Below are 21,244 nucleotides of genomic sequence, written 5' to 3'. Positions count from 1 at the left end.
GCAGGAGGGCTGATGCGATGTCCCATCTCCATCTGTGGAGAGGGACGAGTCAGGGTATCAACCAGCGGTTTGCGTGGCCGAATCCACGGCTTCGACCGTGAACGGCACCGTGATCACCTCGCCGTTGCCGAGGCGGAACTGGGCCCAGAGACGGTAGAGACCGGCCTTCGGTACGTCCAGGTGCAGCCCGAGCTCGGGCCCGAACGAGGCGCCGGGGACCGCCAGGCCATCGCCTTCGGCATGGCCGTGCACGAACGTCTCGCCGTCCGCGCTCATGACCACGACGTGGCCGGCCGCGCCGAGGTAAGGCTGTAGATCGTCGACAACCTTGCCGGTGCTGTCCTCGAACCTGAAGTGCAGGTCGCTCTGCTGGTCGGCAACGGGCGTGCCCTCGAGCGTGACGGTGAGATTGTCGACAGTCGACGATCTCGGGCTCGCCTCCAGCGGGACGGCCGGGGGCTGCGTACCTGCGATGGTGAGCTGCTGCCGGTCGAGCACGTCGGCCATGTCGGCCCGGCGCCGGAACTCGGTGTCGACGCGGTAGGTGCCGCCGGCGGGGAAGGTCACGTCGGTCTCGAGCTCGCCCGGACGGCCGGTCGGCTCGGCATGGAGGTGGCGGAACCAGGAGAGGTCCTGGCTGGTCACGATCACGTGCATCCAGGCCTGGTGGGTGCGACCGAGGTCGGTCACCGGGTCGCCGGTCGCGGCGTCCGTGACGAGGAACCGGAGCCCACCCTCACGCCGCGTGATCGCGACGTCGATGCCCGACTCGTCGGAGGCGACGGGGGCGATGTCGACCTCGTGCATCTCCGTCATCGACGGACGCATCGGGCTCATCCCCTGCGCCCACTCCAGGATGCCGTTCATCCCGCGCTGCGCGGGCTCGGTGCGCGACAGGTAGGTCAGCCCGGCCCCGATCGAAATAGCGATCACGGCCGTGACCAGGAGATATCCACCGTCGCGGACGCGGGTGACGAAGCCCCGGCCGGCGTACGCCTCGGGGGTCTCGGGGCGGCGGAATCCGCGCAGGCGAAGCGCGTTGGTGACCACGCTGACCGAGCTCATCGCCATCGCGGCGCCGGCGAGTACCGGGTCGAGAAGGGCGAGCGCGGCGACGGGGATGAGGAGCACGTTGTAGGCGAACGCCCAGAACAGGCCCTGCTTGATGGTCGCGACGGTGCGGCGGGAGAGTGCCAGCGCGGTGACCACGCCGCGGAGGTCGCCGCCGACCAGGGTGATGTCGGAGGCGGCCAGGGCGACGTCGGTGCCGGTGCCGATCGCGATCCCGACGTCGGCCTGGGCCAGCGCCGGGGCGTCGTTGATCCCATCGCCGACCATGGCGACGACCTTGCCCTCGTCCTGGAGCTGCTGGATCCGGGCGAGCTTCTGCTCGGGCAGGAGGCCGCCGGCGGCGTGGCGTACGCCGACCTCGTCGGCCACCTTCGCCACGGTCGCGGCGGCGTCGCCGCTGAGGATGTGCACCTCGACGCCCGACTCCTCGAGCAGGCGCACGGTCTCCTTGGCCTCGTCGCGGACCTGGTCCGCGACCCGGATCGAGCCGGCGTACGCACCGTCGACCGCGATCAGGACCGAGCCGTTGTCGGTGGCGTCGATGCCCTCATCGGCGAGCATCGCCGAGTTGCCGACGACCACCCGGCGCCCGTCGACGTCCGCGCTGATCCCGCGGCCCGGGTGGGCCTCGAACGCCGAAACCTCCACGTCCACGGTGTCGGCCGAGGCCTCGGCACGGGCCCGGAGGGCTGTGGCGAGGGGGTGGTCGCTGCCGGTCTCGGCGGCGGCGGCGATCCGGACCAGCTCGTCGCGAGTCCAGCCCGGAGCCGGGGCGATGTCGGAGACCTCGGGCTTGCCGTGGGTGATCGTGCCGGTCTTGTCGAAGACGATGGCGGTGACGGAGCGTGCGCGCTCCAGAGTCTCGCCCGAGCCGACCAGTACGCCGAGCTCGGCCGCGCGGCCGGCGCCGACCATGACGGCGGCCGGCGTGGCCAGACCCAGGGCGCAGGGGCAGGCGATGATGAGGACCGCGATCGCCGCGGTGACGGCGCTGGTCAGACGCTCGGCGTCGGGGCCGAGGACGAGCCAGCCGATGAAGGTGAGCGCTGCGACGACGAGGACGGCGGGTACGAACACCGCCGAGACCCGGTCGGCCAGGCGCTGCAGCTTGGTGCCGGAGCCTTGGGCCGACTCGACCATCGCGATGATCTGCGCCAGCGTGGTCTCGGACCCGACCGCGGTCGCCTCGAACTCGAACGAGCCGGTCTGGTTGATCGTCGCGCCGATGACGATGTCGCCCTCGGCCTTCCGCACCGGGTCGCTCTCGCCGGTGAGCATGGACTCGTCGACGTAGGACGCTCCGGCGACGATCCGGCCGTCGACCGGGACCTTCTCCCCGGCGCGTACGCGGATCCGGTCGTTGACCTGCAGGTTCGCAACCGGGACCGTGATATCACGGCCGCTGCGGATGACCGTGGCCGTCTCCGGCATCAGGCCGACCAGGGCCTTGACCGCGTCGGCCGTACGCGACTTGGCCCGTGCCTCGAGCCAACGGCCCATCAGCACGAGCGCGACGATGACCAGGGCGGTCTCGAAGTAGAGGTGGAGCGGCAGTCCCCAGGCCTCAGCCTGGCCCATCCACAAGGTCACGAAGGCGCTGTAGGCGAAGGCGATGCCGGTGCCGAGCGTGACCAGGGTGTTCATGTCGACCGACCCGTGGCGGATGCCTCGAGCCGCCGCGACATAGATGTCCCGGCCCGCCCACCACTGGGTGATCGCGGCGACCACGAGCACGATCGACATCACCGGCTCCATGGCGTCGACAGGAAGCGGGATGTACATCAAGGCCATCAGGCCGAGCCCCACCGCCAGGGCCGTGACCCACCGCCGCTTGAGCTGGACGAGCTCTTCCGCACGGCGAACGTCCCGACCCGACTCAGACGTCGCAGTCTCGTCTGCCTGAGGCTCCTGCGGATTGTCGACAGTCGACGATCGCAGGACGGCCTGATAGCCCGCCTTCTCGATGGCGGCGCTGATCTCGGCGAGGTCGGTGCGGGTGGGGTCGAAGTGGACGAGGGCGGTCTCGGTCGCGAGGTTGACGTTGGCGTCAGCGACACCCTCGACGCGGCTGATGGCCTTGGTGACACGGCGCACGCAGCTCGCACATGTCATGCCCTCGATCTCGAGCTGCTGCTCGGACGGGTTCGTGGCGGTGGGGGTCATCGTGATCAGGCCAGCGAGTAGCCGGCCTCTTCGACGGCCGCACGGATGGCGTCGTCCGAGATCGGCTCAGAGGCGGTGACGGTGACGTTGCCGGAGGCGAGATCGACGTCGACGTTGCTCACGCCGGCGATCTCGGTGACCTCTTCGGTGACGGAGGAGGCGCAGTGTCCGCAGGTCATACCGACGACAGTGAAGTTCTGGGTGCTCATGAGAATCTCTCTAGGTTGTTGGATTGTTGACAATCAGGACCGGACGAGGCGAGCGATCGCAGCAGAGGCCTCGGCGAGCTTCTCGTCGGCCTCGGCGCCGCCGTTCTGGACCGCGCCGGCGACGCAGTGACCGAGGTGCTCGTCGAGCAGCCCGAGGGCAACCGCCTGGAGCGCCTTGGTCGAGGCGGAGACCTGGGTGAGGATGTCGATGCAGTAGGCCTCGTCCTCAACCATCCGCTGGAGCCCGCGCACCTGACCTTCGATGCGCTTGAGGCGCTTGAGATAGGCCTCTTTGTTCTTGTTGTGGAGGTATCCGTGATCCGCGTGGCCTTCGGGCCCGGTGTGCTCGTCCATGCCGCCTACCATACCCCCGTAAGGTATGAAGTCAAGCCATGACTGTCGGTGCCGCGTCCTAGACTGACCCCATGTCTGTTGCGATCGGTGCCCACGTAGACCAGACCGACCCCGTCGCCGAGGCGATCGCGCGCGGCGCGAGCCTGGTGCAGTTCTTCCTGGGCGATCCGCAGTCCTACAAGGGCCCGGTGGTGACGTACGCCGACGGCGCAGCCGCCCTCAAGGCCGGCGCGGAGGAGCAGGGCGTAGATCTCTACGTCCACGCGCCCTACATCATCAACGTCGCCACGACGAACAACCGGATCCGGATCCCGAGCCGCAAGCTCCTCCAGCAGCACATGGACACCGCGGCCGAGGTCGGCGCCAAGGGCCTGATCGTCCACGGCGGCCACGTCAACAAGGACGACGACCCGGCGAAGGGCTTCGACAACTGGCGCAAGGCGATCGAGGCGACCGACATCAAGGTCCCGCTCCTGATCGAGAACACCGCGGGCGGCGACAATGCGATGGCGCGCTACCTCGACCGGATCGCCGGCGTCTGGGAGGCGATCAGCAAGGCCGAGGGCTTCGAGAGCGTCGGCTTCTGCCTCGACACCTGCCACGCCCACGCCGGCGGCAACCCGCTCGAGACCGTGGTCGAGGACGTCCGCAAGATCACCGGCCGCATCGACCTGGTCCACTGCAACGACTCCCGCGACGAGTTCGACTCCGGTGCCGACCGTCACGCCAACTTCGGCGCCGGCCGCATCGACCCCGACCTCCTCGCCGGAGTGGTCCGCGACGCCGGCGCCCCGGTGATCTGCGAGACCCCGGGCGGTGCCGCGGAGCACACGACCGACTTCGCCTGGCTCCGCGACCGACTCTGACCGATTCTCACCGAATCTTCACTTCTGTCAGCCGAGTCTTGAGTTCTGGCGGACGAAACCGCACATAGGTCCGCCACGACCGAAGATTCGTTCGCCGCAACTGCGGTCTCGCTCGTCATAGGTGAAGATTCGGCTGAGAATCGGACCGCCCAGCGGGACTGTCGACTATGACCCAACAGGGCCATTGACATATCGTCCTCCGAATGAGTTCGAACTGGCGCGCCGATATTCAAGGTCTCCGTGCCGTCGCTGTCGGTCTGGTGATCGCAGGACATGCGGGGCTCTCCGGGTTCGAGGGTGGATTCGTCGGAGTCGACGTCTTCTTCGTCCTCTCCGGGTTCCTGATCACCACCCTGCTGCTGCGTGAGACCGACCGCAGCGGCACGGTCAGCATCAGCCAGTTCTACGCCCGCCGCGCCCGCCGGATCCTGCCAGCGGCGACCGCGACGATGCTGGTCGTCCTCACCTACAGCGCGATCGTCCTGCCCCAGACCCGCACCGACCAGATCGCGGGCGACGCAGGCTGGGCGGCGGTGTTCCTGGCCAACGTGCACTTCGCCAAGGAAGCCGTCGACTACTTCAACAACGCCGCGCCCTCGCCGTTCCAGCACTACTGGTCGCTCTCGGTCGAGGAACAGTTCTACGTCGTCTGGCCGCTGCTGGTGCTCGCCGTCGCCCTCTGGATCCCGAAGCACCACCGTCGGCGCGCGATCACCGCGCTCGCCGCGCTCGTGGCGGTGGTCAGCTTCGCCTGGTCGCTGCACGCCACCGCCGCCGACCCGACCACGGCCTACTTCTCCACGCCCGCCCGGGCGTTCGAGCTCGCCGCCGGCGCTCTGCTCGCCTGCCTCGCGGGCCGTCTGCAGGTCGCGACGAGCGCGACGCGGACCGGTCGTCTCGCCGCGACAGCCCTCGGCATCGTCGGCGTCGGCACGCTCGTCTACGCCACCGCCAACTTCAGCGAGGCGACCCACTTCCCGGGCTGGCACGCCCTGGTACCGGTGCTCGCCACGGTCGCGCTCCTGGTCGCCGGCCCCGCCACCCCGACCGGCTGGCTGCTCTCGAAGCAGCCCTTCCGCTACCTCGGCGACATCTCGTTCAGCCTCTACCTGTGGCACTGGCCGATCCTGATCCTCGCCCCCGAGGCGATCCCCGGCGGCGGCGTCCGCCAACTGCTGATCATGCTGGCGCTCATCCTGGCCGCCTCCGCGGCGAGCTACCACTGGATCGAGATGCCGTTCCAGCGCCACAAGCTCCCGCATCTCACCAAGGGCCGCCGCGCGCTCGCCCTCTGGCCCGCCGCCGCTGCCCTCGCCCTGGTCGCGGGCACGAGCTCGCAGGCGTACGCCGGCTATCAGGTCGACGTCGCCAAGGCCAACGCCGAGGAGTGGTTCAAGGAGAACCCGGACGTCCTCGAGACCGACGACAAGCCGGTCACCGGCGTCTTGAAGAAGACGATCGCAGCCGCCGAGGATGGTGCGCCGCTGCCCCCGGAGGTCGAGTTCGACTCAACCGACTCGTGGGCCGAGCGCGGCGGCTACTGCTACGCGGGTTACGGCGAGACCAAGCTCGACGGCGACTGTGTCTACGGCGACGGCAAGGCCGACCGCACCGTGGCGGTCGTCGGCGACTCCCACATCGGGATGTGGCTGCCGGCCCTCGACACCCTCGCCGAGCGTCAGAACGTGAAGCTGGTCCCGTTCGTGAAGCTCGGTTGCGCCGCGTACGGGGTGAAGCAGAAGTCCTCGAAGATGACCGTCGCGGAGTGCGAGGACTTCCGGCAGTGGACCAACGAGCAGATCACCGAGCTCAACCCGGACACGATCGTCGTCGGCGCCCGCGGCATGCTCGACATGGAGGAGCGCGACGGCGTCTCGACCGAGGAGCAGTGGCGAGAGGGCGTACGCCACGGCGTCAGCGCCTTCGAGAGGATCACCCCGGACGTACGCGTCTTCGCCGATGTCCCCGCCGTCGACAACGACCCCGGCGAGTGCCTCTCCGACGCCCGCAACCTCCTCGAGGACTGCGTCGTGAAGGCCGACGGCACCGAGGTCGACTCCAACGAGGTGACCCAGGAGGCGCTCGCGGGCACCGATGCGGCGTACGTCGACATCGTCGACCTCGTCTGCACCGAGCGCTGCCCGCTCGTCGTCGGCGAGGTCGTCACCTACTACGACGACTCCCACATCACCGCGACGTGGGTCGACCGGGTCACCCCGGCGCTCGGGAAGCGCCTAGGCCGCCTCGACCGTTCCGTCTAGAACGGCCACCGGTGGTCGACCTGTCGAGACCCCGTTCCCCGAACCAGACTGTTCCATCTAGAACACATTTCAGTTCTGCGCTGCCCAACCATTGCCGTGGCGGTTCTTGAGCGGGAGAATCGAATGTTGCCGGGCGGGGCAGTCAGTCCCCTCACCGCCCCGCCCGGCCCCCGTCTCAGGCCGGCGCAGGTTGGGCATCCCCCTCTTGCCCAACCCACGCTGCGGCCCCGAAACCGCCTGCCTCCCCCAAGGCGGCGGCGCCAGCGTCCGAACCGAATTCCCCCGAATCTCGGTCCGGACAGTCCCAAGGAGTACGCGGCAGACCGCCTGATACACCGACTTCAGATTCTTTCGAAGAGGATCAGGAGAAGCAGACGAAGGGGGCCGGCGGAGCGTCCGCGGTCGCTGCAGGGAGAGACTCAGCGAGAGCCTCAGCGGGGGCCAGGCCCTTCGCGAGGGCGCCGTGGAGTCGACTGAACACCTCGTACGCAGCCTCATCGGCCACGACGGCAGGCGATGCGATCACGGCTCGGGCGCCGGCGTGCAACCAGGCTCCGACCAGCCCGATCAGCTCCTCGCCCCAGCGGATGGTCGATCGTCCGACCTCGCAGGCCGAGAGCAGCACCACGTCGGGGACGGCGGAAAGGCCGTCGATGTCGTAGCCGTACCACGTCCCGTCTGCGAGCTCGAGACCTGAGAAGAGCGGGTTGTCTGCGGAGTGGTGGCCGTGGGCGGCCAGGTGGAGTACGTCGACCTCGGCAGCCAATGCCGAGACTGCTGTCGCGGTGGCGTCGGTGCCGATGAGGGTGTGCGCGGTGGACCAGGCCGTGGCGCTCTTGGTGACCTCGTCGGCGGCTCGCATGACCCTCGGTCCTGCGACGAATCCAGCTGTCGCGGCTCGCAGCGGAGTGTCGGCGCGGCTCAGCCAGGCGGTAGCACTCTGGGCGACCGTCACCGGTCGGCCGGTGAAGCCCGAAAGCAACGTCCACGGCACCGCAGCCAGCACGGCGGAGGGAGTCAGGACGACAGGGCGGTCGCCGATCCTGTCGAGGACCGGGGCGACAAGCAGATCGGAGAGCTGCTGGAGCCGGGCGGTCAGGTCACCGCGCACCGCAGCGCCGAGCGGGCCCGGGAGGTCTGTCGCAGCGACGTCGAGATCGGGCAGCAGGCCGCCGAGGAGGGACCCGAGCGCAGCCTGCTCGCCGAGGTCAATCCGGGTGGACGAGTCATCGGTCGCGGCGACGGCGACGATCCGTCCGGCGGCGACGACATAGGCGACGAGCGCGTGGCTGCCGATGCGTTCGCCCAGGTCAGGCAGGGATATCGGCTCAGAGACCTGGCCCGATCCCTTGACCCGCCAGGCCCGCTGCCGGATCTGTTCGCGCAGCTCGGTCTCGCGCTCGGGCGTCACCTCACCGCGGAGCTCCGCCAGGTCGGCGGCGAGCTGCGGGTCGGACGGCGGCCGCACCGGCTGGACTCGCGAGGCCACCATCCGCGAGCGCTCCGACCACTCGAAGAGCGCGTCGGTCTCACCGGACTCGACGGCCAGCTCCAAGCCGCGCCTGGCCAACGTGCGCCCGTGTCCGGCGACGTTGGTCTGCAGGTCCAGGCTGCCGAACGAGCTCTGCCACAGATGGAAGTCGTCGAGCCCGGCCCGGAGCTCGCGGAGCCCAGCAACGGATCGGCCCGCGGCCACGGCTAGCTCGGCTCGGAGTTCTCGCTCCAGCAGGCGGATGTCGATGGGCGCCTCCGGCGGGACCGGACCGATGACCCTGCCGCTCGCTGGCCTTGTCGGCAGGCCGGCACTCTCGGCAGAACGAATGCGCGCGAGCCGGGCCTGCAAGCGCACCCGAAGCGCCGGCCAATTCAGGCCTTGTTCCTCGAGCGGACCGGCCAGCGCCTCGCCGTCCTCGCTCGGATCCTCGCGGGCGGTCACCGCCGCCTCGAACGCCACCGCCCGCGCCCGCAGTGCCAACCCCGACGCCCGCGCCTCTTCGAACCAGCCCAGCGCCGAGCGCGCCAACCGCTCGGCCTCGCTCGGATCGGTCGCGACCAGATGAGACGCCAGGACTAGCTCTGCCTCCCCCTGCCGCTGCCGCTGGCCCTTCGATCCGTACGCCTCCGCAGCCTGCCGCAGCATCTCGCCACCCTGCCGCGTCAGTCCCGCCGCCATCAAGACTTCGGCCCGGTCGGCGTCGCACACCGCCTTCAAGAGTGGGCCAGCATCAGCCTGCACGTCGTAACACGCAGTCATAACGTCAAGCGCCCCAACCAGATCGCCGGCCAGAAACAGCGCGTAGCCGCGGTTGTGGTCAGCCATCGCTGCGGATACCTCATCCCCCTGCGCGCTGAAGTTGTTGGCGGCAGCCGAAAAGTCTTTGACCGCCGCCTCAATGTCCTGCCGATCCAGGTAGACGGTGCCTCGGTTGAGGTAGGCCTCAGCCACACCCACAGCCTCACCAGGCAGCACCTCGATGGCTTCGCCGAAGGCAGTCAACGCCTCCGCTGTTCGCCCCGCTCTGCGCAACAGCGTCGCCCGTTGCTGCAACATCACGCCGCGAACCTCGGCGCTGTGCCCGCCGACATCAAGCGCCCGGTTAAGGAGCCCGAGAGCAGCGTCGAGGTCAGTCTCGTCCGCTGCCATATAGGCGAGCGTCGACTCAACTCTCGCAAGAAGGGCCGAATCGCCTGTCGAGATGGCGGCAGACTTAGCTTGCTCCAACATTCGCTGGGCTTCAGCGAGGTTGCCACGGGTCAACTCTGCAACGCTTTGCTGATGCAGTTGCTCCCCACTCGCCATCGTGGCCCCTCGACCTTCAGATGCCAGAACTCAGAGTTGTCAGCTCCGCCACCGCAGCCCCCGCCAGCTTGAGATCATGCTGCAGGTCCCCTCCGACTCCCGCCTCGAAAAGCCGCTGTGCAATGCGACCGGCGAGGATCGGGGCAGCGAATGAGGTCCCATTCCATGTGCCAAAGCCACCAGTGAAGTCATCTGGGTCTAGTGATGAGCGACTGCGGCCCTCGTGGGTGGTCGCCGCAGCGGCCTGATAGCCCCCATCGAACGTCGTCGGGAACGTGCTGACGACGCCAACACCAATTTCGCGAGCGCGTACCCAGGGACCGTCGTTGCTGAACAGTGCGTCGGTCGCACCATCTGGGTTGAGTGCACCAACGGAGACGACCGGGAGTGCACCTGGTCGAGATGTGACAGGGCCAGCGCCGTTACTCCAAGGGGCAAACGCCGCCGGGAAGAATGGGCGACTGGTCGCATCGTTCCCGGCTGAGCAGACGACCACGGTTCCATTGGCGGAGAGGTCGGCGAGAATCTCGTAGAGGGTCCCGTCGAAGAACTGGTCGGACGGCGTCTCGTGGTAGTAACCCATGGACAAACTAAGGACATCGATGCGGCGGCCGCGCGGATCCCCGGCCCGGTACAGATGAACCAGCTCGGCGATCTGGGCGAGTGCAGTGATCCAGTCCGTCTCGGCTATCGGTCCGTTCGGGGGGACAATGCGCCACGACAAGATCTCGGCCTCCGGACAGGTCTGGTGGACAAGCCCCGCGATGAAGGTGCCGTGACCTGCGTACGGATCGATGAGCCCGTCCAACGCTCCGACCTGATCAGGATCGATTTCGGAGTCAGGCGCGCTGACCGGCCAACCGATCGGATGCCCGTCAAGCCGCACATCGCGCTGAACGAAGTCGAGCCACGGGTGCGGACCACATCCAGTATCCAGCACAGCGACCACAGGACGCTCTCGTCCAACTAGAGCTGCATCGGCCACCCGATGCGGGCGCTGACCGACGTATGCCACAGGTTGGCGACCGCCCGTGCCAAGCGGGTCGTACCCGTCATCGATATAGCCTTCGGGGGTCGGCTTGTTGTGCGGGGTCGGCTTGTTGTGCGGGGTCGGCTTGTTATGAGGGGTCGGCTTGTTGTGCGGCTCGGACCCGACGTTGGGCTCTGGCACCAGTACATGTTCGAGACTCACGCCCCGGGTCCCCTCCAGGCCCTCCGCTCGGAGAGTTTGCAGAACGGTCCAAGCGTCAGGTGCTTGGGCGGCACGGCCTGCTCGAACCCCGATTCGCACGCGACGTACACCGAACCGAAGCCCGACAGCACATTCCGGCTCCTCTTCGGCCACTGCGCGCCAGCCGAGACCCTTGGCGGCCTTCTCGATGCGCTTGAAGGTGTCCTCGAAGTCGACCGACTTGGAGATCAGCAGGACGGAAGATGAGTAGATCGTCGAACGAGCAGCAACGCCGTCGACGGCGACGGCGTTGGTCGGGTCGAGGACTCGCGCCTCGGTGGAGCCGTAGGCGACCGACAACAGCGGCTCGCGCTCTCTCCGGGTGGGGCGGTGGACCATCGTTACTCCTGGGTCAGATCTCGAACGTGGGGGTGAGGAACGCGGCGGAGCCGTCGGCGGGCTCGAAGCGGAGCCGGATGAGGCCGGCGGGCAACGAGGTGAGCTCGAAGCGACCCGAGGCTCCGAGGGTGACGGCGACGATCGGCGTACGGACTTCGTCGGCGCGAACGGCGCGGACGGTCATGGGTGAGCCGGGAACGACCCAGCCGTCGAGACGGGCGGTGGTGTCGGTGTCGGAGGCGACGCGTACGAGCACGTCGACGCCGGACTGCGCGAAGCGCAGGGTGTAGGCAGAGCGGGCGGAGGCAGGGGCGGCGGAGCGTACTCCGGCCGCCTCGGCGCCCGAGGACTCCACCAGGAGCATCAGCTCGAGGTCGAGCCCGAGTCCGGACTCCTCGGCGGCGCCGGCGGCGGCCGCCTGCATCCGGGAGATCAGGCCCCCGGGGACGGGGTCACCAGCAACATAAGCCTGTCGAACCAGACCCAACAGCTCTTCGCGAGTGGGCTCCTCCGAGCGACCCATCACGACACCCCCTCTTCCCGAAGTGCGTCCCGCAGCTTCCCGAGACAGCGGCCGCGGGTGGGGCCGATGCTGCCGATGGGCATCTGGAGCTCTTCGGCCAGGCCGGCGTAGTCGGGCCGGTCGGAGAAGGCGATCACACGCAGCAACCGCCGGCACCGCTCCGGCAACGACTCGACGGCCGCCCAGATGTGGGAGTTGCGGTCGCCCTCGACGACCAGGGACTCCGCCGAGCGCTGTGTCGGGACGCGGGACTCGAGCGCCTCGTCCTCCACCGGTACGTCACGCCCGGACCGCTTCGCGACCCGCCAGGCCTCACGGCGCGTGGTCAGAGTGAGCCAGGCGCCGACGGCCGCGGTGTCGAGGATCGAGGAGTGCTTGCGTACGAAGGTGAGCCAGGTGTTCTGGACGACGTCCTCGGCCTGCTCCTGGGAGAGCCGGTAGGAGCGGGCGACCTGCCACAGGACCGGGGTCATCGTCGCGACCAGCTCGTCGAGGGCGGCGGAGTCGCCGCTGAGCCAACGGTCGAAGTCGGCCGTGGCCCGGGACCATACGGTCACGGGTGCGTCGGCATGACCGATCCCCCGTGGTACCCGTGTCACAGTCCCCTCCTCGACCGGCGGCCTCCGGATCGGCGGCGCGCCGTTGGGGGGCCAGATGGCGCGCGGGCGCGCCATCGTGGTGGTCATAGTTGCTGTCACGACTATAAGGAGGCCCAGGCCCCGGCCGTGATACATCTGGTCGCAGACAATAGCGTCTCAGCGGCTCTGACTCACTAGGGAGCGGCGCGATTGTCCCCACATTGGGGGCGGTGAGACGCTCACGGACCGTGATCTCGACCGGCTCGACGACCGGGATTCGGCCCTACCGCCTGAGCGGGTAGCCTTCTGCGGGTGAGTCTCACCGTGCGCCCCATCACCGCTGCGGAGCATCTCGCCTTCATCGAGAAGCAACCCAGCGTGAGCTTCCTCCAGACCCCCTCGTGGGCACGGGTCAAGACCGAGTGGCGCTCGGAGTCGATCGGATGGTTCGACAGCCTGCAGGGCGGTGCCCTCGTCGGCGCTGCGCTGGTGCTGCACCGGCCGGTCCCGAAGCTGGAGCGGTTCACCCTCGCCTACCTGCCAGAAGGCCCGAGCATCGACTGGTCGGGTGATCTCGCTCCGTGGCTGGAGCCGCTGGCGACGTACCTGAAGAAGAACCACGCCTTCGGCATCCGGATCGGCCCGCCGGTCACGACGGCGACCTGGAGCGCGGCGCAGGTCAAGGACGGCATCGCCGACGACACCGTCCAGCGGCTCAACCAGCTGACCCCGACCCACCGCGACGCCACCGGCGCGCGCGTGGTCTCGCAGCTCAGGGCCGCCGGCTGGCGGCTCCAGTCCCCCGAGGACGGCTTCGGCGCGGGGCAGCCGCAATACAACTTCGTCATCCCGCTGGCCCACGAGGACGGCACCCCGAAGACCGAGGACGAGGTCCTCAAGGGGATGAACCAGCTCTGGCGCCGCAACATCAAGAAGGCCGCCAAGATGGGCGTCGAGGTCACCGTCAGCTCGCCGGTCAAGCCGGCGGACGGCGACTTCGAAGGCGACCTGAGCGCGTTCCACGACCTCTACGTCCACACCGCCGAGCGCGACCACTTCACCCCGCGCCGCCGCGACTACTTCAAGACGATGTTCGCGGCGATGTCGGCGGAGGACCCGGAGCGGATCAAGCTCTTCATCGCCCGTCACGAGGGCGACGTGGTGGCGTCCACGATCATGGTCCGCGTCGGGCAGTACGCCTGGTACTCCTACGGTGCCTCCTCGACCGAGAAGCGAGACGTACGTGGCTCCAACGCCCTCCAGTGGGCGATGATCCAGGACGCCATGGCCGCCGGCGCGACCAGCTACGACCTGCGCGGCATCACTCCGACGCTCTCCACCGACGACTCCCACGTGGGGCTGATCCAGTTCAAGGTCGGCACCGGTGGCCAGGCGGTGGAGTACGCCGGGGAGTGGGACCTGCCGCTGAACAAGCCGATCTACACGGCCTTCGATGTCTACATGAAGAGGCGCTGATCTCCGTATGCCGCTGAAACTGACCGTTGACGCCGATCGCTGGCGCAAGCACGTCCAGACCTTCGCCGAGGCGACCCCTGGCCTGGTCCCGGTGGCGAAGGGCAACGGCTACGGCCTCACCCTGCGCAAGCTCGCCCACCAGACCGAGTGGCTCAACAGCCTCGGCACCGGCGTCGACACGCTCGCGGTGGGCACCTACAACGAGGTGTGGGAGGTGGCGACCCGGTTCAGCGGATCGATCTACGTCCTGACCCCGTGGCGGCCCTACTCGCCCGAGATCAACCCGGAGATCGCCGACCGGATCATCCACACGATCAGCCGCCCCGAGGACCTGCCGCTGCTGCTGGAGCGCCAGCCCGGTGCGCGGGTCATCCTCGAGCTGGTCACCTCGATGCGCCGCCACGGTATGACGCCCAGCGACCTGTGGCCGACCGCCGCCGTCGCCCGCGAGCACGCCCGCTTCGAGGGCATCACCATGCACTTCGGTCTCGACGGCGGTTCGCTCGCCGAGGTACGCGCCCAGATGGACGCCGTCGTCGGCGCCGAGGCGAAGACGGTGTGGGTCTCCCACCTGAGCGCCAACGAGCTGGCCCAGCTGCGCGCCGCCTACGGCGACATCACCTTCCGGCCCCGCGTCGGCACCGCGCTGTGGCTCGGTGACCGCGGCGCACTCACCGTGACCGCGACCGTCGAGGACGTACACCCGCTCGAGCGGGGATACTCCTACGGCTACCGCGGCCGCACCGCGATGCGCGCCGGTCACCTGGTCGTCGCCTCCGGCGGCACCGCCCACGGGATCGGGCTCGAGGCGCCGCTGGGCGACACCCACCTGCGCTCCCGCGCCCTCGCGGTTGCCCGCGGTGGGCTCGACGCCATGGGGCAGTCGCGCTCGCCGTACACGCTCGACGGCAAGGCGCTGTGGTTCTCCGAGCCGCCGCACATGCAGGAGTCGATGCTCACGCTTCCCGCGGGCGCGCGCGTGCCCGAGGTCGGCGAGGAGCTCGAGGTGCGGGTGCGCTACACCGCGACCTCGTTCGACGAGATCATCCTGGAGTCCTGAGCCTCGGCCTCCACGGTCGCCTCGGTCCACCGGACCGGGTCGCGCCACGGCTCGTAGATCTCCCGGACCACGACGACGATCAGATAGATCTCGGCGGCTACCCGGGCGATGATCGCGAACCAGTAAACCGGCTGGTCACCGCCGCTGCCGGCCAGCAGGTCTGCGAGATACCACCAGACCGCGACGAAGTAGAAGAGCTCACCGGCCTGCCAGATCAGCTGGTCACGCCAGCGCGGCACGGCGAGGGCGGCCAGCGGCAGCAGCCACAGGACGTACTGCGGTGAATACACCTTGTTGACCAGGAGAAACCCGGCGACGATCAGGAAGCCGAGCTGCGCCAGCCGCGGTGTCTCACGGGCCGTCAGACCGATGATGAGTACGCCGCTGCACCAGGCGATGAAGAAGGCCCAGGAGACGAGGTTGACCGTGTGCGCCGAGATCGCCGCGTCGCTGGTCTGCTGAAACACGAGCCACAGCGATCCGAGGTCGGGGCCCCGCTCGGAGTTGAAGCTCCAGAAGACCTTCCACTCCTCCAGGCCGGTGGCCATCGCCGGCAGGTTGGCCAGCACCCAGGCGAGGACCGTCGCCAGGGCGGCGATCGCCAGGTCGTAGTAGCGGCGGCGCCGGATGCAGATCACGACCAGTCCGCCGAGCAGGAAGAGCGGGTAGAGCTTGGTCGCGCAGCCGAGCCCGATCAAGATGCCCGTCAGCAGCGGCCGATCGCGAGACCACGCCCACAGCGCGCCGGCCACGAAGACCACCGCCAGCATGTCCCAGTTGATGACCCCGGTCGCCGCCAGCACCGGAGCGAGCGCGAACGCGGCTGCGTCCCAGGGCCGTCGGCGGTGCGTACGCGCCAGGAACCAGGCAGAGAGCAGCGCCGCGACCGCGAAGCCGATCACGTTGACGATGATGAAGACCCGGATCTCGTGGTGCATGCCAGGCAGGCCCCAGAAGCTCGAGGTCTCGACGAGATGGCGCTCGTCCTCGTCGGGGGTGTCGGTCAGCCAGTCGGTGACGTGGGACGTCGCCCAGGCGTAGTAGGAGATGCCGACCGGATACTCCATCACCTGCTGGTAGCGCGCCCGGACCTCGGGATCGGAGGAGTAGGGCCACTCGTGCTCGGCCAGGCCGCGGTCGACGTAGAGATAGGGCAGGTCGGAGTAGCAGAAGTGGGTGTATCTGGTGTCGCCGTTGGTCCAGGTGGCGTTGTAGCAGGTCTGCTTGGAGACCATCCCGATCGCGAAGGTGAGCGCGGTCAGGAGCAGCACCAGGCCGACCGCGCTGAACCAGCGCCGTCGGCCGTGTGCGAGCCCGCCGAGAGGACCGCCGATGGCGGTGGAGGCGGTCCTGACGACCGGATCCTCCGCCGCCGGGGCGGTCACTGGACCATCGCTCACTGAGTAGCGCCCTCCGCGGTGCCGTCGTTGTTGCCTCCGCCATTATTGCCATCGGCGGGCGGTGAGGACGACTCACAGTCGCCGAACCAGTCGCACGCGGTCTCGGTGACCTCCGGATCGGTCGACTCCGACTCGTCGGGGGTCGTGCCCTCGCCCGGATCACCGTCGGTGGCGCCGTCCGAGGGACTCTGGGTCTCCTCCGGCTCCTCGATCGGGATGCAGAGACCCTTGCGCTCGTCCTTTCTGGAGCAATCCTCCGACGGCGTCGGGGTCGGTGTCGGGGTCGCGGTCAGCGACGGCTCGTGACCGTCCATCGGCGCCTCGCCGTCCTTCCACGCCGGCTCCGGGAACTCCTCGAGGTCGAGGTCGTCGGTCAGCGTGCCCATGATCTGGGCCCACGTCTCGGCCGGGTAGCCGGCTCCGAAGTACGAGTCGAGCCAGCCGTCCAGCTTGCCGGAGCCCTTGCCGCGGACGTACATGACCGCCGTGGACAGCTGGGGGGTGTAGCCCGCGAACCATGCCGAGGAGACGTCGTCGTTCTGGTTGGTCGCGGTGCCGGTCTTGCCGGCGGCCGGCTGGTTGATCACTCCGGCCGTCTGTCCGGTGCCGTCCTTTACGACCTGCTGGAGGGCGTAGGAGGTGTCGTCGGCGGCGTCCTCGGTCATCGCCCGCTCCGCGCCGTCACGCTGATCCCACTCGTAGACGACCTCGCCCTTCGCGTCGACCACCTTCGAGACGAGGTGCACCGTGTTGCGCACACCGCCGTTGGCGATGGTCGCGTAGGCGTTGGCCATGTTGATCGGGCTGATCGCCTGACGACCCAGCGTGAGCAGATAGTTCTTCGGGTCGAAGTCGATCGAGTAGGCCGGGATCGAGCGGTAGTCGGCCGGCGCATTCTCGGTGTGCTGCTCGTCGGGCGGCAGACCGGCCTTGACGGCCATCTTGTAGACGTCCTCGCTGCCGTTGGGCAGCGCGGTCGACATCTCGACGAACGAGGTGTTGACCGACTCCTCCATCGCCTTGATGCCGGTGATGTGCTCGCCGTAGCCGTGACCGGTCGGGTCCGCGTCGGTCTGGCCCGAGTTGCGGACGACCCGGTCGGTGCCGGGGATCTCCAGACCACCCTCACCGGTCCAGGTGTCCTTGAGCGAGTAGCCCGCCTCGAGCGCCGCGGCGAGGGTGAACGGCTTCATCGTCGAACCGGCCATGCCGCCCGAGGCCGCCCAGTTGATCTGGGAGTCGAGGTAATCCTGGCCGCCGTAGAAGCCCTTGAGCGCACCGGTCTTCACATCGACCGTGGCGGCGCCCACGTGCAGCTCGTTCTCCGGGCGCTTGGCGTTGACCGCCTTCTTGTCCTCAGGACGTACCTCCCTGACGGCGTCCTCTGCGGCCTTCATCGCCTTCGCGCTGAGCGTCGTGGTGACCTTCAGTCCCTTGCTGTCGATGTCCTCCTCGGTGAAGAGGAGCTCGCCGTTCTCGTTCTTCAGGGACTTCAGCTCGTTCTTCACCAGGGTGAGCGCGTGACCCTTCTGGCCACCGAGGCGGCTGTCGGCCTTCGGCTTGGGGAACTTGGGCAGCGCAGCCTTCGACTTCTCGAGGGTGGCCTCGTCGTAGTCGCTGAGCGCCTTGCCCTGGGCCTTGAGCTCGGCCATGCCGTTGAGGACGTACTGATAGCGGCCGAGCAGCTCGGTGCCGCCGGCGTCGGCGCCGGACTTCTCCGGGTCGAACCCGTTCGGGTTGTTGAGGATCGCGGTGAGCGCCGCGGCCTCCCTGATGTCGAGGTCCTGGGCCGACTTGCGGAAGTAGGTCTTCGCCGCGGCCTGGACGCCGTAGGCACCGCGCCCGAAGTAGACGGTGTTGAGGTAGCCGGTGAGGATCTGGTCCTTCGACTTCTGCCGGCTGATCTTCAGCGAGATGACCGCTTCCTTGACCTTGCGGGAGTAGGTGCGCTCCTGGCTCAGGTAGAGGTTCTTCACATACTGCTGGGTGATCGTCGAGGCGCCGCCCTGGCTGCCGGTGGTGGCGTTGGAGAAGAGCGTGCGGGCGATGCCCTTGAGATCGATGCCGTTGTTCTCGTAGAAGCTGCGGTCCTCGGCTGCCACGGCCGCGTCCTTCACGAGCGCCGGCATCTCGTCCTCGCTCAGCGCGTCACGGTTCTGGTCGCCCGCCTGGAAGCGGCCGACCTCCTTCTTGCCGCCGGCGTAGTAGACGAAGCTCGACTCGGCCTCGAACGCCGCGTTGGCGTTGGGGATCGAGATCATGTTGTAGGAGATGATCACCGCTGCGCTGCCGATCAGCGCCATGACCAGGACGAAGATGCCCGCGATCTTGCCGATCCGGGCCGCCAGCGCCTTCTTGTCCAGCTCACCGTCGCCGTGGTCACCCACGCCGAAGGCGGACTTGGGGTCACGCCCCTTGCCACCGCCGCTGACGCCGCCGCGACGCGCGGGCCCTTGGCCGAGGCGGTCGACCGGGGGTTCACCAGGACGACGGGGGCCCGGGTAGGGCGGCCGTTGACCGGGACGGGGACCACCGGGAGGCATCGGGCGCTGGGCGCCACGGGGCTGAGGGCGACCGCCTGACGGCTGGCCCTGCGGAGAACCCTGGGGGCGGCGCGGTGCCGGCGGACGACCGCCCGGACCACCCTGCGGAGGGCGCGGTCCGCCCTGGGGTCGTCCTTGCTGCCCGCCGGGGTTGGACCTGCGGGGACTGGCGCTACGAGGGCTGGGCCTTTGAGAAAAGCCGCCGGATGGGTCGCTCACGGGTGTTGCACTGCTCCTGTGACTGCCCGGCACGTGACCGGACGGGCTGACACTGACAATCCCCCGACGTCGCTGAATCCCCCCGAGGGAATCCCATCAACCTGACGCGCGACGCTTGCCGAACCTTGCCCGGGTGGATCCTCAGGTAGGTGAACGGCAGCCATCAGCGTACGCAATCGACGCTAGCGCTCCCGCATCCACGCCCAGCGCGCCTCAAGTCACCCGACGTCAACAGTTCGGTGACGGTTGCATCGAAGTGGTCTCTTCAGACGTATTCAGACAAGACTTAGGTCTCTATTTGCCATTGCGGATATATCGGTACGATAGGTCGTATGGCACGTCGCGCAGAGACGATCGAGTTGGCAGTCCTTGGGCTGCTGCACGAGTCGCCTATGCATGGCTACGAGCTGCGCAAGCGGCTCAACCTGATGCTGGGCTGGGGGCGAGTGCTGTCGTACGGCTCGCTCTACCCGGCCCTGAAGAAGATGCTGCGCAAGCACCTCATCGAAGAGGAGGCGCAGTCCGTCACGCCGGTGACCCGGCGGCCACGGATCGTCTACCAGCTGACGCCTGCCGGAGAGCGTGAGTTCACCCAGCTCATGTCCGAGGTCGGTCCGATGGCCTGGGAGGACGACAACTTCGACATCAGGTTCGCGTTCTTCGGTCGCACCGACATGGAGATCAGGCTTCGCGTCCTCGAAGGACGTCGCAGCCGGCTCCAGGAGCGGCTCGACCGGGTGCAACGCGAGCTTGCCATGACCCAGAAAGAGGTCGACTCCTACGCCCGCGAGCTTCAGCGTCACGGCGTCGAGTCGGTCGAGCGGGAGGTCCGATGGCTCTCCTCTCTGATCGACGCCGAACGCAACCCCAGGCCTGCGAACGACGAGCAGGCGGCGGGTCGGGGGGATCTGGGGGATGACGATGGCGTACGCGACGAAGCGGACGTCTCGCGCACAGCGCAGAGCAGCCAAGAGAACGAGTGATGACCTCCGGGCCGGTGTCGGCCTGGAGTATTGGAAGGAGCCCCGATGGGTTCGGTTCGTGTAGCAATCGCGGGAGTCGGCAACTGCGCCAGCTCCTTGGTCCAGGGTGTGGAGTACTACAGGGACGCCGACCCGGCGGCCAGCGTCCCGGGCCTCATGCACGTCACATTCGGCGACTACCACGTCTCTGACGTCGAGTTCGTCGCTGCCTTCGACGTCGACGACAAGAAGGTCGGCAAGGACCTCTCCGAGGCGATCAACGCCTCCGAGAACAACACCATCAAGATCGCCGACGTCCCGTTCAAGGGCGTCGAGGTCCAGCGTGGTCCCACGCTCGACGGTCTGGGCAAGTACTACCGGCAGACCATCTCCGAGTCGGGACTCGACCCCGTGGACGTGGTCTCGGTCCTTCGCGAGAAGGAGGTGGACGTCCTCGTCTCCTACCTTCCGGTCGGCTCGGAGGAGGCGGACAAGTTCTACGCGCAGTGCGCGATCGACGCGGGCGTCGCCTTCGTCAACGCGCTGCCGGTCTTCATCGCCTCCGACCCCGAGTGGGCCGCGAAGTTCGAGGCCGCCGGCGTCCCGATCGTCGGTGACGACATCAAGTCGCAGGTCGGTGCCACCATCACCCACCGCGTCATGGCCAAGCTGTTCGAGGACCGCGGCGTCGCGCTGGACCGTACGTACCAGCTCAACGTCGGCGGCAACATGGACTTCAAGAACATGCTCGAGCGCGAGCGCCTGGAGTCCAAGAAGGTCTCCAAGACCCAGGCCGTGACGTCGAACCTGACCGGCGAGCTGGCCGACAAGATCGACAGCCGGAACGTGCACATCGGCCCGTCCGACTACGTGCAGTGGCTCGACGACCGCAAGTGGGCGTACGTCCGGCTCGAGGGTCGCGCGTTCGGTGATGTCCCGCTCAACCTTGAGTACAAGCTCGAGGTCTGGGACTCCCCCAACTCCGCGGGCATCATCATCGACGCCGTCCGTGCGGCCAAGATCGCCAAGGACCGCGGCATCGGCGGCCCGATCATCCCGGCCTCGGCCTACCTCATGAAGAGCCCGCCGGTTCAGATCGAGGACACCGAGGGTCGCGTTCAGCTGGAGGCGTTCATCCGCGGCGAGTGACCCTCTGCCGTCGAGCTGCCCCGGGTGCCTGGCACCCGGG

General features: G+C 68.4%; 15 protein-coding genes. 6 read left to right on the top strand and 9 right to left on the bottom strand.

Annotation, left to right across the window (positions count from 1 at the left end):
- Positions 1-57 precede the first annotated feature (57 nt).
- The 3 genes from ABTW65_RS25540 to ABTW65_RS25530 are packed head-to-tail and all read right to left on the bottom strand — an operon-like array spanning position 58 to position 3,797.
- Entirely contained in the window at positions 58-3,234 is a 3,177-nt protein-coding gene (locus ABTW65_RS25540; protein WP_350665413.1) for a heavy metal translocating P-type ATPase, read from the bottom strand.
- Between the two features lie 5 nt (positions 3,235-3,239).
- Positions 3,240-3,443, bottom strand: a complete 204-nt coding sequence (locus tag ABTW65_RS25535; RefSeq protein WP_091044118.1) for a heavy-metal-associated domain-containing protein — start codon at positions 3,441-3,443, stop codon at positions 3,240-3,242.
- A gap of 33 nt (positions 3,444-3,476) precedes the next feature.
- A complete protein-coding gene (locus ABTW65_RS25530) occupies positions 3,477-3,797 on the bottom strand; it encodes a metal-sensitive transcriptional regulator (protein ID WP_008355454.1) in 321 nt (106 codons plus the stop codon).
- Between the two features lie 71 nt (positions 3,798-3,868).
- Here ABTW65_RS25530 and ABTW65_RS25525 point away from each other — a divergent pair, with 71 nt between their 5' ends.
- Positions 3,869-4,663: a deoxyribonuclease IV gene (locus ABTW65_RS25525; RefSeq protein WP_350665411.1), complete on the top strand. Its 795-nt coding sequence runs from the start codon at positions 3,869-3,871 to the stop codon at positions 4,661-4,663.
- Positions 4,664-4,866: 203 nt separating this feature from the next.
- Positions 4,867-6,924, top strand: coding sequence for an acyltransferase family protein (locus ABTW65_RS25520; protein ID WP_350665409.1), 2,058 nt, complete (start codon positions 4,867-4,869; stop codon positions 6,922-6,924).
- Positions 6,925-7,285: 361 nt separating this feature from the next.
- On the opposite strand, the gene ABTW65_RS25515 is transcribed toward ABTW65_RS25520, so the two are convergent.
- From ABTW65_RS25515 to ABTW65_RS25500, 4 genes are all read right to left on the bottom strand, one after another.
- On the bottom strand, positions 7,286-9,064 hold the full coding sequence (locus tag ABTW65_RS25515) for a CHAT domain-containing protein (RefSeq protein WP_350665407.1): 1,779 nt from the start codon (positions 9,062-9,064) through the stop codon (positions 7,286-7,288).
- A gap of 676 nt (positions 9,065-9,740) precedes the next feature.
- Positions 9,741-11,294 (bottom strand): S8/S53 family peptidase, encoded by a 1,554-nt coding sequence (locus ABTW65_RS25510; RefSeq protein WP_350665405.1) that lies wholly within the window; start codon positions 11,292-11,294, stop codon positions 9,741-9,743.
- 13 nt (positions 11,295-11,307) lie between these two features.
- Positions 11,308-11,817 (bottom strand): hypothetical protein, encoded by a 510-nt coding sequence (locus ABTW65_RS25505; protein WP_350665403.1) that lies wholly within the window; start codon positions 11,815-11,817, stop codon positions 11,308-11,310.
- The gene (locus ABTW65_RS25500) at positions 11,817-12,416 is read right to left on the bottom strand and encodes an RNA polymerase sigma factor (protein WP_350665402.1); all 600 of its coding nucleotides are present in this window, start codon (positions 12,414-12,416) and stop codon (positions 11,817-11,819) included. The genes ABTW65_RS25505 and ABTW65_RS25500 overlap by 1 nt, the downstream gene beginning before the upstream one ends.
- A 291-nt stretch (positions 12,417-12,707) precedes the next feature.
- Between ABTW65_RS25500 and ABTW65_RS25495 the strand changes: the two genes are divergently transcribed.
- Positions 12,708-13,871, top strand: coding sequence for a lipid II:glycine glycyltransferase FemX (locus ABTW65_RS25495; RefSeq protein ID WP_350665400.1), 1,164 nt, complete (start codon positions 12,708-12,710; stop codon positions 13,869-13,871).
- A 7-nt stretch (positions 13,872-13,878) separates the two neighbouring features.
- A complete protein-coding gene (locus ABTW65_RS25490; protein ID WP_350665398.1) occupies positions 13,879-14,931 on the top strand; it encodes an alanine racemase in 1,053 nt (350 codons plus the stop codon).
- Here ABTW65_RS25490 and ABTW65_RS25485 read toward each other — a convergent pair.
- Positions 14,889-16,331: a glycosyltransferase family 87 protein gene (locus ABTW65_RS25485; RefSeq protein ID WP_350665396.1), complete on the bottom strand. Its 1,443-nt coding sequence runs from the start codon at positions 16,329-16,331 to the stop codon at positions 14,889-14,891. The genes ABTW65_RS25490 and ABTW65_RS25485 overlap by 43 nt on opposite strands.
- Complete coding sequence (locus ABTW65_RS25480) at positions 16,328-18,874, bottom strand: transglycosylase domain-containing protein (RefSeq protein WP_350665394.1); 2,547 nt, start codon at positions 18,872-18,874, stop codon at positions 16,328-16,330. Before ABTW65_RS25480 ends, ABTW65_RS25485 begins: the two co-directional genes overlap by 4 nt.
- A gap of 551 nt (positions 18,875-19,425) precedes the next feature.
- Between ABTW65_RS25480 and ABTW65_RS25475 the strand changes: the two genes are divergently transcribed.
- Positions 19,426-20,076: a PadR family transcriptional regulator gene (locus tag ABTW65_RS25475; protein ID WP_350665392.1), complete on the top strand. Its 651-nt coding sequence runs from the start codon at positions 19,426-19,428 to the stop codon at positions 20,074-20,076.
- Positions 20,077-20,121: 45 nt separating this feature from the next.
- Positions 20,122-21,204 carry an inositol-3-phosphate synthase gene (locus ABTW65_RS25470; protein WP_350665391.1) on the top strand — a complete coding sequence of 361 codons (1,083 nt, stop codon included), beginning with the start codon at positions 20,122-20,124 and terminating at the stop codon, positions 21,202-21,204.
- Positions 21,205-21,244: the final 40 nt, after the last annotated feature.

This window comes from Nocardioides sp. NPDC127503 (assembly GCF_040302165.1).
Taxonomy (GTDB): domain Bacteria; phylum Actinomycetota; class Actinomycetes; order Propionibacteriales; family Nocardioidaceae; genus Nocardioides.
Note: the sequence above shows the minus strand (reverse complement) of the source record. Positions and strands in the feature narration are given on the sequence as shown.

Excerpts from the sequence above, each read along its gene's own strand:
- ABTW65_RS25515 (WP_350665407.1), bottom strand. The coding sequence starts at position 9,064 with ATGCTGCGGCAGGCTGCGGAGGCGTACGGATCGAAGGGCCAGCGGCAG.
- ABTW65_RS25490 (WP_350665398.1), top strand. The coding sequence starts at position 13,879 with ATGCCGCTGAAACTGACCGTTGACGCCGATCGCTGGCGCAAGCACGTC.
- ABTW65_RS25480 (WP_350665394.1), bottom strand. The coding sequence starts at position 18,874 with ATGCCTCCCGGTGGTCCCCGTCCCGGTCAACGGCCGCCCTACCCGGGC.
- ABTW65_RS25510 (WP_350665405.1), bottom strand. The coding sequence starts at position 11,294 with ATGGTCCACCGCCCCACCCGGAGAGAGCGCGAGCCGCTGTTGTCGGTC.
- ABTW65_RS25520 (WP_350665409.1), top strand. The coding sequence starts at position 4,867 with ATGAGTTCGAACTGGCGCGCCGATATTCAAGGTCTCCGTGCCGTCGCT.
- ABTW65_RS25470 (WP_350665391.1), top strand. The coding sequence starts at position 20,122 with ATGGGTTCGGTTCGTGTAGCAATCGCGGGAGTCGGCAACTGCGCCAGC.
- ABTW65_RS25475 (WP_350665392.1), top strand. The coding sequence starts at position 19,426 with ATGGCACGTCGCGCAGAGACGATCGAGTTGGCAGTCCTTGGGCTGCTG.
- ABTW65_RS25530 (WP_008355454.1), bottom strand. The coding sequence starts at position 3,797 with ATGGACGAGCACACCGGGCCCGAAGGCCACGCGGATCACGGATACCTC.
- ABTW65_RS25540 (WP_350665413.1), bottom strand. The coding sequence starts at position 3,234 with ATGACCCCCACCGCCACGAACCCGTCCGAGCAGCAGCTCGAGATCGAG.
- ABTW65_RS25535 (WP_091044118.1), bottom strand. The coding sequence starts at position 3,443 with ATGAGCACCCAGAACTTCACTGTCGTCGGTATGACCTGCGGACACTGC.
- ABTW65_RS25505 (WP_350665403.1), bottom strand. The coding sequence starts at position 11,817 with ATGGGTCGCTCGGAGGAGCCCACTCGCGAAGAGCTGTTGGGTCTGGTT.
- ABTW65_RS25525 (WP_350665411.1), top strand. The coding sequence starts at position 3,869 with ATGTCTGTTGCGATCGGTGCCCACGTAGACCAGACCGACCCCGTCGCC.